Origin of the sequence: Maribellus mangrovi (assembly GCF_037646455.1) — a bacterium.
GTDB classification, from domain to species: domain Bacteria; phylum Bacteroidota; class Bacteroidia; order Bacteroidales; family Prolixibacteraceae; genus Draconibacterium; species Draconibacterium mangrovi_A.
This window is the reverse complement of record NZ_JBBIXN010000002.1, coordinates 476,089-488,036: the sequence shown is the minus strand read 5'-3', so window position 1 is coordinate 488,036 and position 11,948 is coordinate 476,089. Positions and strand designations below refer to the sequence as shown.

13 protein-coding genes are annotated in these 11,948 nt (G+C 36.7%); 12 read left to right on the top strand and 1 reads right to left on the bottom strand.

What is annotated here, in order from left to right:
• Positions 1-17: 17 nt before the first annotated feature.
• From WFY05_RS10090 to WFY05_RS10075, 4 genes are all read left to right on the top strand, one after another.
• Positions 18-740, top strand: coding sequence for an ABC transporter ATP-binding protein (locus WFY05_RS10090; RefSeq protein WP_340112707.1), 723 nt, complete (start codon positions 18-20; stop codon positions 738-740).
• Positions 737-2,020: an ABC transporter permease gene (locus WFY05_RS10085; RefSeq protein WP_340112706.1), complete on the top strand. Its 1,284-nt coding sequence runs from the start codon at positions 737-739 to the stop codon at positions 2,018-2,020. Before WFY05_RS10090 ends, WFY05_RS10085 begins: the two co-directional genes overlap by 4 nt.
• Before the next feature lie 10 nt (positions 2,021-2,030).
• Positions 2,031-2,681: a DUF3299 domain-containing protein gene (locus tag WFY05_RS10080; RefSeq protein WP_340112705.1), complete on the top strand. Its 651-nt coding sequence runs from the start codon at positions 2,031-2,033 to the stop codon at positions 2,679-2,681.
• An 89-nt stretch (positions 2,682-2,770) separates the two neighbouring features.
• Positions 2,771-3,286 carry a nuclear transport factor 2 family protein gene (locus tag WFY05_RS10075; protein ID WP_340112704.1) on the top strand — a complete coding sequence of 172 codons (516 nt, stop codon included), beginning with the start codon at positions 2,771-2,773 and terminating at the stop codon, positions 3,284-3,286.
• A 435-nt stretch (positions 3,287-3,721) separates the two neighbouring features.
• On the opposite strand, the gene WFY05_RS10070 is transcribed toward WFY05_RS10075, so the two are convergent.
• Positions 3,722-3,871 (bottom strand): hypothetical protein, encoded by a 150-nt coding sequence (locus WFY05_RS10070; RefSeq protein WP_340112703.1) that lies wholly within the window; start codon positions 3,869-3,871, stop codon positions 3,722-3,724.
• 213 nt (positions 3,872-4,084) lie between these two features.
• On the opposite strand from WFY05_RS10070, the gene WFY05_RS10065 reads away from it, so the two are divergent.
• The 8 genes from WFY05_RS10065 to WFY05_RS10030 all read left to right on the top strand — a co-directional run bounded on the left by WFY05_RS10065 (position 4,085) and on the right by WFY05_RS10030 (position 11,913).
• Positions 4,085-5,554, top strand: coding sequence for a glycoside hydrolase family 30 protein (locus WFY05_RS10065; protein ID WP_340112702.1), 1,470 nt, complete (start codon positions 4,085-4,087; stop codon positions 5,552-5,554).
• 531 nt (positions 5,555-6,085) lie between these two features.
• Positions 6,086-6,733 carry a hypothetical protein gene (locus WFY05_RS10060; RefSeq protein WP_340112701.1) on the top strand — a complete coding sequence of 216 codons (648 nt, stop codon included), beginning with the start codon at positions 6,086-6,088 and terminating at the stop codon, positions 6,731-6,733.
• A 30-nt stretch (positions 6,734-6,763) separates the two neighbouring features.
• Positions 6,764-7,900: a serine hydrolase domain-containing protein gene (locus tag WFY05_RS10055; protein ID WP_340112700.1), complete on the top strand. Its 1,137-nt coding sequence runs from the start codon at positions 6,764-6,766 to the stop codon at positions 7,898-7,900.
• A gap of 47 nt (positions 7,901-7,947) precedes the next feature.
• Positions 7,948-8,439: a hypothetical protein gene (locus WFY05_RS10050; RefSeq protein ID WP_340112699.1), complete on the top strand. Its 492-nt coding sequence runs from the start codon at positions 7,948-7,950 to the stop codon at positions 8,437-8,439.
• Between the two features lie 126 nt (positions 8,440-8,565).
• Entirely contained in the window at positions 8,566-9,579 is a 1,014-nt protein-coding gene (locus WFY05_RS10045; protein WP_340112698.1) for a sensor histidine kinase, read from the top strand.
• Complete coding sequence (locus tag WFY05_RS10040; protein WP_340112697.1) at positions 9,569-10,270, top strand: LytR/AlgR family response regulator transcription factor; 702 nt, start codon at positions 9,569-9,571, stop codon at positions 10,268-10,270. Before WFY05_RS10045 ends, WFY05_RS10040 begins: the two co-directional genes overlap by 11 nt.
• An 82-nt stretch (positions 10,271-10,352) precedes the next feature.
• Positions 10,353-10,958, top strand: a complete 606-nt coding sequence (locus WFY05_RS10035) for a hypothetical protein (protein WP_340112696.1) — start codon at positions 10,353-10,355, stop codon at positions 10,956-10,958.
• A gap of 439 nt (positions 10,959-11,397) precedes the next feature.
• A complete protein-coding gene (locus WFY05_RS10030) occupies positions 11,398-11,913 on the top strand; it encodes a lamin tail domain-containing protein (RefSeq protein ID WP_340112695.1) in 516 nt (171 codons plus the stop codon).
• Positions 11,914-11,948 lie beyond the last annotated feature (35 nt).

The following is an 11,948-nucleotide window of genomic DNA, read 5'->3' as shown; positions in this document are numbered from 1 at the left end:
GTGCTACAAAAGATTTTATGAAACAAATCAACATAAAAGATCTTGAATTTAAATGGAACGGACAGGAGAAGACACTGCTCAAAATTGACCATTTGAGTATTGCCAAAGGTGAACGTTTTTTTCTTCAGGGAGAAAGCGGAAGCGGTAAAACCTCGCTTTTAAGTTTGCTTGCAGGAATAACCGTTCCTCAAAAAGGAGCCATTGAATTGCTGGGGCTGTCCATAAATAAAATGAAAGCCAGCGAACGTGATGAATTTCGTGCCAAACATATGGGCTATATTTTCCAGCTGTTTAACCTGGTGCCTTATCTTTCGGTTATCGAAAATGTTACGCTTCCCTGCCAATTTTCGAAGCAACGAAACAAAGCTTTCGAAGTATCAGGAACTAATGCAAAAAACGAAGCCATTCGTTTACTGAATCATGTAGGTTTGGCAAGTAAGGAAGTGCTACACAAACCGGTAACCGAATTAAGTGTGGGGCAGCAACAACGTGTGGCTGCCTGTCGTGCCCTTATCGGAAGCCCCGAGATTATTATTGCCGACGAACCCACTTCTTCGTTGGATGAAAAAGCACAACAGGCATTTATTAGCTTGCTTTTGGCAGAATGCTCGGCCAACCAAACTACCCTGGTTTTTGTAAGCCACGATAAAAAGTTCTCGCATCTGTTTGACAAAAGTGCACACCTCGAAAACGGAGAAATTATTCATACGGAACAAAAAAGCGAAGGAGGTGCCCTATGAAATTCATCTTAAAACTTGCACTAAAAAGTATTCGCTACCGAAAGGCAACACTTTTGCTTAGTATTCTCTCCATCTCCTTAAGTGTGATTCTGTTACTTGGAGTTGAACGGATCCGCTCTGGTATTCACGAAAGTTTTACCAGTACCATTTCGGGCACCGACCTGGTGATGGGGGCCCGAACAGGAAATATTTCCTTGCTCTTATCTACGGTTTTTCATATTGGTTATTCCAATCAGAATGTCAGTTGGGAAACCTATGAAACAGTTTCCGCGATGCCCGAAGTTTCGTGGAGTATTCCGCTTTCGCTGGGCGATTCGCACAAAGGTTTTCCTGTTTTAGGCACAAATGCCGAATTCTTCACGCATTTTAAATATGGCCAAAACCAAACGATTCAAACAAAATCGGGAACGCCCGACATAGAGGAAATGAATTGTGTTCTTGGAGTAAAAGTGGCAAAAGAACTTGGTTATGCGGTTGGCGATAAGGTGGTGGTGACCCATGGCATGGGAAAAGAAGAATTTGTAAAACACGATGCCGAAAAATTTACCATTTCCGGGATATTGAATCCAACCGGCACTCCCGTTGATCAAACTGTTTTTGTTTCGCTTTTTGCCATAGATGCCATTCATTCACACTTTTATAGCAACGACGCAGCTACGCACGATGTATTCGCGGATGTACTGGATGATCATGACGAACACGAAGGAAATGACCATGATCACGCCGAAAATTCTATTACCGGATTTTTTCTTGGTCTGAAGAATCCTGCTGATATTTTGAGTGTTCACCGTGAACTGAATAACTATCAGGTTGAACCTTTATCGGCAATAATGCCGGTGGTAACACTAACCGAACTGTGGACAATTGTTCGGCCCATAGAAAAAGTGTTGATTGTGATTTCTGTTTTGGTGTTAATTGTTGCATTGGGCGGAATTTTGGCCACATTAATTACCAGCCTGAACGACCGCCGGCGCGAGATGGCAATTTTACGTTCGGCAGGTGCAAAACCCAAACATATTTTCGGTTTAATCTTAATCGAAACCATCGGTGTAATTATAAGTGGAGTGATCGTTGGAATCGCAATTTTACAACTTCTGGCGATCCTTAGTAAAAACATTGTGGCCGAAAAATTAGGATTAATAATCCCAATGGAATGGTTTACGACAAACGAATTTCTGTTGCTGGTAAGCATTTTAGTACTGGGAACTTTTGTCGGATTAATTCCCGCTTATCAATCGTATAAAAAATCAATGTCGGATGGACTTACAGTTAAAAAATAACAATACAAATATGAAATTGATTGTAGTAATTTATTTGCTGATATCAGCATTTGCAGGAGTGGCGCAAGACTTCAAAGAACTATCGTGGAGTGAGCTTGCACCAAAAGTTGAATTTGATGATCCGTTTACAAAATTATCTTCTGAGCAATTATACAATTTAAGCCAGGTCGCAAAATACAGGGAAAGAGTAGCAGCAATTGATACTGATTCCCGAATAAAAAAACAGACAAAAATTGATAGTCTGGAGCAACAACTTCAAGCTGAAGGTGTGAATATTGACAACCTGCTGGATATGCGGGCCAAAATAGGTGAATTGCGCAAAGAAAAGGCAGAAACAGTAAATACGGCACTCGACAATACAACCATAAGTCTTTCGGGATATTTGTTACCCCTGGATTATGTTGATGAGAAATCGACAGAATTTTTATTGGTTCCATGGGTTGGAGCTTGTATACATACGCCACCACCACCCAAAAACCAGATTGTTTATCTAAAATATGAGAAAGGATTCAAGGTTAATTCACGCTTTGAAGCAGTTACGATAAAAGGACAAATTCAGTTGAAGGACAAAATCTCACAGCTTTTTTTAGTCGATGGTTCTGATGACATATCAACCGGTTACTCAGTACTGGATGCTGATATTTCGAAATATGAACAATAATTTATTCAATCTGCGAAAGCAATTATCTGTAAATATGAATACAGAACTTATTATCAGGAACATATAAAATCTATTTAAAATTTATACATATGAAAAAAGTAAATTACATTATGATGGTGCTATTGGGAATTATGATTCTTTCCTGTACCGATCAGAATCAAACAATTCAAGAGAATCTAAATATTGTGGAGAAATTTCAAAAGGCGTTTCAGGATCATGATATTGAATCCCTAAAATCAGTTTTGGCTGACGATTATGTTGGGTATGGTCCTTCTATCGGTGATTCGATACATAAAGATGATGCCTTACTAATTTGGGATCAGAACCTGGAATACTTGTATGAGAAAGTAGCGATGAATGTTGAAAAGACTGTTGCTGTATCAAATGTCGAAGTAAAGGATGGCGGGCAATGGATCTCAAGTTGGGGAACTTTAACTATAAAATTCCAAAAAGGAGGCAACGAAACAACGATATGGGCCAATCAAATCTTTTTGGTAAAAGATGGAAAAATAAAGAAGACCATCATATTTTACAACGAAGCTGACGCTTTACGACAGGCTGGTTATAGCTACAGTTTTAAAGAACCTATTCCTTCGGACAAATAGTGTAGGCCAAAGAATCAAAAGGACATCAGAAAATTGGGACAATTGGATTACATGATAGTTAGTAAGGGTTAGTACAACGCGGACAAAGAAAAAAGGAAAAGCTATATTTTGAGCTCGTAGCCTTTCCTTTACCGTATCTTTTAAACAAGCACTGTTTCACAATGTGTCATGAACTGTAAAATCCCAGGTGTTTAGATACCGATTCTTTCATTAAAATTCATCATTTTCATTCGTTTTAGGTCTTTTGTTGATGTGTCTTTGTGCAAATTTTGTGCAAATAAAAAAGAGCTACAAGAAATAAATCTTGTAACTCTTTGATTATTAGGTCGGGATACCAGGATTCGAACCTGGGACCCCCTGGTCCCAAAACACAAGATAAATTCACCTCCTGAATTATCTTCATTTTTTAGTTTTGAGAATTTATCCTTTGGAATGTTAGAAAACAATATTGTTCTGAATAATGAAAAACGTATCAACTTTGGTAGATAGTTTGTTTACATTCTGTCCGCCGGCGCCACTGCTTCGCGAGGCCGTAAAAGTACATTCTGCTTCAAGCTGTTGTTTTTGTTCTTCTGTGAGTTGCACCCTAAAAATTTGTAAATGCTGTTTTCAGCTACAAGATAATTGTTTTTGATTTTAAGGGAGTGGTCTTTGCATTCTTAAAGAAGGATTTTATGGGTTTGACAGTGATAGGTGCTGATTAGTTTATATTGCTAAGATGCTGAATGTGTTTACTCACGATTATTAATATGCGGGTAATTTTGCGGCATTAATTATCAACCAAAACTTTTGAATAAAATGAGAAGGTCAATTCCGGTAATACTATTCCTATTAATAGGATTAATAACCCATGCACAAAAATTTCAGTGGACTTCAAGTACCGAAGGTGAAATATGGAAACAAACTTCGATTCAACTCGAAAAAACATCAAATGTAGAAACGAGTTTGACGGTTGGTGAAGATGATTATATTGTGACCTTTAAAGCCTGGGGAGGAACCTTTAACGAAAAAGGCTGGGATGCTCTGAATATGCTACCACGCGAAAAACAGGAGATTATTTTAAAGAAATTGTTTGCACCCGATGGTGATCTTAGATATACCCTTGGTCGTTTTTCAATGAATGCCAACGACTATGCACGCGACTGGTACAGTTGCGATGAAGTGCCGGGTGATTTTCAGTTAAAGTATTTTAATATCGATCGGGATAAGACATCAATCATTCCATTTATTAAAGCAGCACAAAGTTATAATCCTGAATTAAGATTTTGGATTTCTCCCTGGTCTCCGCCATCGTGGATGAAAATCAATCAGTACTATTCGGTGGTGAGCAACAGTGAGTTTAATGAACTGGATCCAAAACTGGATTATCTCCTTTTTGAGGATGTAGACGATAAGGACAAATCAGTATTTCCAAATCAAGTGACCGAAAACGACTACTTTATACAGGATCCACGCTATTTACAGACCTATGCCGACTATTTCAGTAAATATATCTCGGCCTATCAAAAAGAGGGAATTGATATTGGAATGGTGATGTTTCAAAACGAAGCCTGGAGTTATACCCCTTATCCGGGCTGTGCCTGGACGGCAGATGGAATTATTCGTTTTAACGTTGAATACCTCGCTCCAACACTCAAAAAAGATCATCCCGATGTGAAGGTGTATTTGGGAACGATCAACACCAATCGCTACGATATTATTGATGAAGTTCTTTCTGATCCCCGAATGCCGAAAACCATTCAGGGAGTTGGTTTTCAGTGGGAAGGTGGACAGATATTACCCAAATTAAGGGAAAAATATCCCGATTATAAATATGTTCAAACTGAAAGTGAGTGTGGCTGGGGATCGTTCGACTGGGGTGCCGGTGAACATACCTTCAATTTAATAAATCACTACCTGGGTAATGGATGTGAAGAATATACCTTTTGGAACTCTATTTTATACGATAACGGTGTAAGTGGCTGGGGATGGATTCAAAATTCATTGATCAGAGTTAATTCTGAAACAAAAGCGGTTACATACACACCTGAGTATTATGCAGTAAAACATTACACTACTTCTGTTCCGTCGGGAAGTGTGGTCAAAACTTTTAAAAGCGGAAGAGAAGATAAAATACCCATTCTGGTTGTCTTTACACCTGATGATAAATATGTGGTGTTGGTGGGTAACTTTACAGATGAAGAGCAGGAGGTTTCGGTAAAAATCGAAGGGAAGTACTTAAATGTAAAAGTAAAGGCTCATTCGTTTAATACGTTTAAAGCATTATAATTTAAAGAATCGAAATTAAAATATTTCTTATAAGACAGACCTGAATAGAACTTCTTTTAATGCGGATTATCGCCCGATTCCTCTCTCCTGCGCGAAGGAAATCGGGCGATAATTTATTACGGGTTTATGCCACTTCCATTATCAAACAGCTATAATACACTTTTTAATAGTTGTACATTTCCAATCCGAATCATTGACTCTGTCTGCCTTAGAAGCAAAATCATATTCGAGCTAATGTTTTGTTCTTCAGTTTGGTGCCCTAATTAATTTTTTTAACTACAATTTCTAATCCCAAATAAGCGTATTGTGATCCGTGTTTCAAATTCTGAAGTTGAGGATCTGTTTGAAGAGCATATCCAAAACACAAATGGCCCATAACAAATTATGTTAGAATGCGTAACAGTAAAATATTTAAAGAATAGATTAAAAAGGTGAAAGTGTCGATAAAAATCTGCCAGGAATATATCGGATTTTTAAAGCATTTAATAATTGCAGAATTTTATACCAATTAATCACTAACTGATTCTCGCCATGAGATCATTACCAAATATTTGCATTCTGTTGTTCTCATTCCTATTGGTAACTGCTTGTTCGGAAGAAAAGCTTGTAATTAATGAGATACCGATTGAGGACAGATGTATCTTTAGTACAGGCGACACCTTGCTCTATAAATGCAGTAATGGATCAATTGACACTGTATTTGTGAGAAAGGTTTTCTACAGAACTGAATCTGGAACCCACACAACGCTGGGAAATCATGACTACGACTACGTTACCGACGAACAAGAAATAATAATTGAGGCTTCTAATGATAACTGGATATCAATACTGAACAAAACCTATGATAATGATTGGAGATCGCAGAGCTTTACAATTTTAAAATCGGTAGAATACAGGGATATTGATAATTATATTCCACGGGGAGATATAACATGGGGAGATAACAACAAAGGTTTTTTAAGTATTGCAGCAAATTGGGGATATGAAGGAGAATGGTATCAGTTCCATGCAATAAAAATATTTAACAATAAAAGTTACCAAAACGTATATTCCAATTCAAGAGGCGACGAAACTAACGGTTTTGAGATTTACTGGAACTTTAAATACGGGATTATCAGCTTCACTGGAATTTCAAATGGGCAAGAATTGAACTGGTTGATGGAAGATAAAGATCAATAAGACTCTTTTTTAAAAAGACATACCTGAAAAATGAAACTACCCAGCAGCAATATCAAATTAGGAGCTATCGTTTTTATAGCTATAGTAATCAGCTCGTGCAGGGCTATTTACTACAATATACCTGATATTGATGACCACAAAATTTTCCCCGCTCAAACGATCAGGCACGATGACTCAAATGTATTCCGTTTCTACAAAGCTGAAAATGCAAATGATTTTGGTAAAGAAATTTTGGTAAATAACAAGTCATTTGGAACTCAGGTGGTTGATCTTGAGTCATTTTGTAATTGTACCCAAACAGCTGCTTTTTTAATAATAAGAAATGACTCTGTGATTTATGAATATTATGGTGAAGGTTACAGTGACTCCACTCTGCTCAATCCATTTTCCATTACCAAGGCATTTCTAACAACGCTAACAGGTATCGCAATAAGAGAAGGCAAAATAAAAAGTGTTGACGATCCGGTATCAAAATATCTACCTGAATTCAGTGATACAGAAATTGGTGATGTGAAGATTCGACAATTGTTGAAACATACATCCGGTATAAAATTTAATGACAGCCAATTAAATCCCCTGGCAGGAAACGCAAAATATTACTATGGGCGAAATCTCCGTAAATACATGACCCGGCTCGAATTAGATACGCCGGAAGGAACTGAGTATAAATACAGCAGTGCAAATGCGCAATTACTGGCAATGACAATTGAAAGAGCTGTTGATACCACCTTATCTGCATATTTAGAAAGCAGGTTGTGGCAAGAAATAGGCATGCAGTATGATGGAAGCTGGAGCATGGACAGAAAAGGTGAAAATGCTATGGAAAAAGCATTTTCAGGGTTGAATTCCACTCCAATTGATCTTGCGAAACTGGGACGATTATACCTGCAAAAAGGCAAATGGGACAACAAGGCGATAATTCCAAAAGAATTTGTGTGCGAAGCCACAAAAAGAGATGTAAGCGAGGGGAGTAGATTGGATTATCAGTATAACTTTGGAGTGGGGCCTGAAAAATACGGCAGTTTCTTTGCTGTTGGCCTGTATGGACAACTGGTGTATGTTTATCCGGAAGAGCAAATAATAATGGTTCGAAATGCCGAATCGTGCAGACATTATAATCCACCGTTTATTTACTATGTGATGGCACAGATTGTTGATCAGCTTTAATACATCATGACATTAAATTATCCATATGAATTCAAATTAATCCTGTTATGAAATCTATACACTTTCTTTTTATTGGATTAACAGCACTCTTCTTAAGCTGTAACAATACTACTTACACGATGCCTGGATTAATAACAATTAGAACTTTTGAAGGTAGTGTTGGCCCGGAACAAGATAGTATACTCGCCATTATTTATGATAAAATGAACCGTGATTCTATTGAAAGTGAAATTGTAAGCAATTATTCTGAGTTTGATAGTGTGAGTATTTTCATAGGTTTAGACAACGGGGGAGGAGGCATCCCAGATACAGAAGGAAGAGATCGTTATATTCTAATAAAGATTCTTGTAGATTTTAAGGCTTCTCAAACATCGCAAGCTTATCAGATAACGGAATATTACAAAGCTCTAATCATCGAGGAACTCAAAAAATACGGTTATTCACAGATGCAGGATAAAAAGTCAACATATTACGTTCTTGATACCAAACGAAATACTCTGGATCATCGAGAGGTAAGCCCTGCTCGTCAAACCGAATAACACTTCAATTTAAAGTGTAGATAGAAAAAGTGGAAATGTCGACAATATACGAGTGGGGATATAATGTATTTTTAGAGATAATAATATAATCTGACCTTTGAAACAGTGATTTAAAGAAAAGGAATTATGAAAAAGTCAGTAATTATTTTATCACATATTGGATTCTGGCTGATTATCTGGATTCTATTCGTTGGAATTTTTTACCAAATGTATTCTCTTGCGAATGCGTTTATGGGATCCGGATCTCTGTCTTTTTGGGATACATATGAATTTCCAACATTGGCAGTAATGGTACTCACGATTCCCTTTTACGGTTTCTTCTTCTTCACAAAACTAATTCTGAAGAATATTAAGTTATTGATATATCCTTTGATACTGATTATACTGCTGTATCCTTTAAACTTATTTATTTTAAGAGATAGTGGTAAAGGTATATATATAAGTGCCTTAATAAATGTCATTATCATTTTATTGTTCGGTCTACTGGGAGGCTTAGCCTATTTCTTTACCGATTGGTTTAAAAAGAACAAATTAAAAACAGAACTTGAACGAAAAAACCATGAAAGCACTTTAGCCTTACTTCGTTCACAGATAAATCCGCATTTTTTGTTCAATACATTGCACAACATTAACACACTTATTCACGATGACCAGGATAAAGCGACTGAATCACTGGTTATGCTGGCTGATATCATGCGTTACATGCTGAAAGAAGCTAAGTTTGATTTGGTGGAACTGCAAAAAGAAATAGAGCATTTGGAAAGCTATCTAGCACTGGAAAAATTACGACTGAAAAATGAAAAGTTTCTGAATTACTCATTTAGAGGCGATTGCAAAGGAATTAAAGTCGCGCCAATGCTTATGATCCCTTTTGTTGAGAACGCGTTTAAACACTCGGTCGATTCAAACATTGAAAATGGGATAGTAATAGAATTAGCAATCGAAAATGGCACTCTAAAATTTTGTTGTATTAATCAGTTTTATAATTTGGAGTCGGATAAGGATAAAGGGCATGGCATTGGATTAGAGACTGTTCGTAAACGATTGGACCTGATCTATCCGAATAAACACAATTTGACTGTTGATTCAAGGAATCAGATATTTGCGGTAAATTTAGAACTTGAACTAAATGAAAATTAATTGTATTGCCATAGAAGACGAGCCTCTTGCCTTAAAAAAGATTAAGGAATATATAGTGCAGGTAGATTACCTCGAACTGTTGGAGGGATTCAATAACGCAATTGACGCCGTCGGGTATTTAAAGGAAAATACTGTTGACCTGATTTTCCTTGATGTTAGAATGAAAAAACTATCGGGGATACAGTTCCTGGAAGCACTTCAAAACAAACCCAAAGTAATAATTACTTCTGCTTACGATGAATACGCCCTAAAAGGTTATGAATTAGATGTTGCCGACTATCTTTTAAAACCTTTCACTTTCGATCGATTCTTAAAATCGGTTGATAAGGTGTACAACCAACTAATGGAAACAAACAGTAGCAGTTCCAATGGTTATATCTTCGTGAAAACGGAACACCGTATTGAGAAAATAGTCATTAACGATATTCTATTTATCCAGGGGATGAAAGATTATTTGCAGATTCATACCAACGACAGAAAGATCATGACCTTGCAAACTTTCAAGAATCTTTTAGAGATATTGCCTGACAACGATTTTCAAAGAGTTCACAATTCCTATATCGTATCCATTTCAAAAATTGAGAATATTGAAAGAAACAGGATACGAATCGGTAAAAATCTAATTCCAATTTCCGATAGTTATAAAGATAAATTTTACGGGATATTAAAAGAGAGAAAAATATTGATTTAGGATAGTAAAGAATAAAAAGGGCATTTCATTCTGCTAAAAGAAACTTCTATAATTGATCTGAACAACCTGAAGTTACATCGCCATGAAAGAACTAATTTTCACTTTATTTATTCTCTTCCCTTTGTTCCTTAGCGCCAAGACGCAATGCTTAATTAATAAGAAGTCATTATACATTAAGGATGCAAGAAACTCACAGAGTATCCGGTTATTTTCCAATAACGAATTCTTTCAAGTTGAGAATGAAATTTGGGAAAGCGATGATAAAAATTCAATTTTGATTTTTACCCCGAGTTTACTTCAAAAAAGTAATTTCACTCAAGGTCAGAAAAATGAATTACAATCTAAAAGTACCAACGAACCGTTTACTATCCATCGAAAATACGAAACTGATATATCGCTTGAGAATAATCTCCCTGCGACAGCAGTATCAGCTTATAATTTTCAAAAGGTGGAAAGACGAACATTAATGGCAATTGGATTAATCGTTGTTGGCATTCCTGTAACAGCAATTGGTCTGACAAGCAATGAAATGGCAATTTTTACTGTTGGGGCAACCGCAATATTTGCCGGATGTACAATTGCGTTAACCGGAGGATACCGGGTAATTGAACCAGGATTTGCAATTAAACGTGAGGCAGTTACAATATCGGCGGTAGAAAATGGTTTTGGACTTGCATTAAATTTCTAAAAGGAAAACATTTTAAATCTAAGCTGATTACCAATACCAAGGCATGATTTTCAAAGAGTTCATTATTCTAATATAGTATCCATTTCAAAAATTGAGAATATTGAAATAAACAGGATAGGAATCGGTAAAAATCTAATTCCGGTTTCCGGTAGTTATAAAGATAAATTTTACGGGATACTAAAGGAACGAAAAATATTGATTTAAAACAGATATAGAAAAAGTACGTATTGTGCGAGCTAACCAAAGTCGATATCCTTGCAAAATTATCCGAAATATCTTTATTTTTTGAACTTCAGCTACAGCCATTTTAAACCCTGGTTTTCTATTTTCCTGAATTTTGAATCGCTTTCAACATTTATTTGTATTTTACGCAGCCAAAAATAATTTAAATCAAGTTTAGTCATTTTTGTGGCTAGCCATTTAGAAAAGAGAATATTCAATGAAGTACCTTAAATCCGTCCTATTTTTTTCAATTCTTTTTGGAGTGATCGCGTGCAGTAAGGATGATGATGAGCCGGAAGTACCGGAAATTCCTGATGTTGTAATTAATGAATTGCTGCCCAAGAATTCACAGAATGGTTACGACCACGATGGTGAATACGATGATTGGATTGAACTGTACAATCCTGCTGACGTCGATCAGGATATTTCAGGATATTATCTTTCCGACAGCAAAAAGGAACCTTCAAAATGGAAGTTCCCTGAAGGAACTGTTATCGGCAAAATGGGCTATCTGATTGTTTGGTGCGATGGCGATACACTTCAGGCCGGTTTGCATACCAATTACAGATTGTCGGCCGATGGTGAGAATGTGGTTTTTCTGGATACTGAGTTAAATGTAATTAACCTGGTGGAGTATCCACTGACTCTCGTAGAAAAATCGTGGGCGCGCAAACCCAATGCTACAGGCGAATTCGAATGGTCGGTACCCACTTTTGATCAATCGAATGATTAAAGCATCCTAATTTATTTCAATTGTAATACGATTTA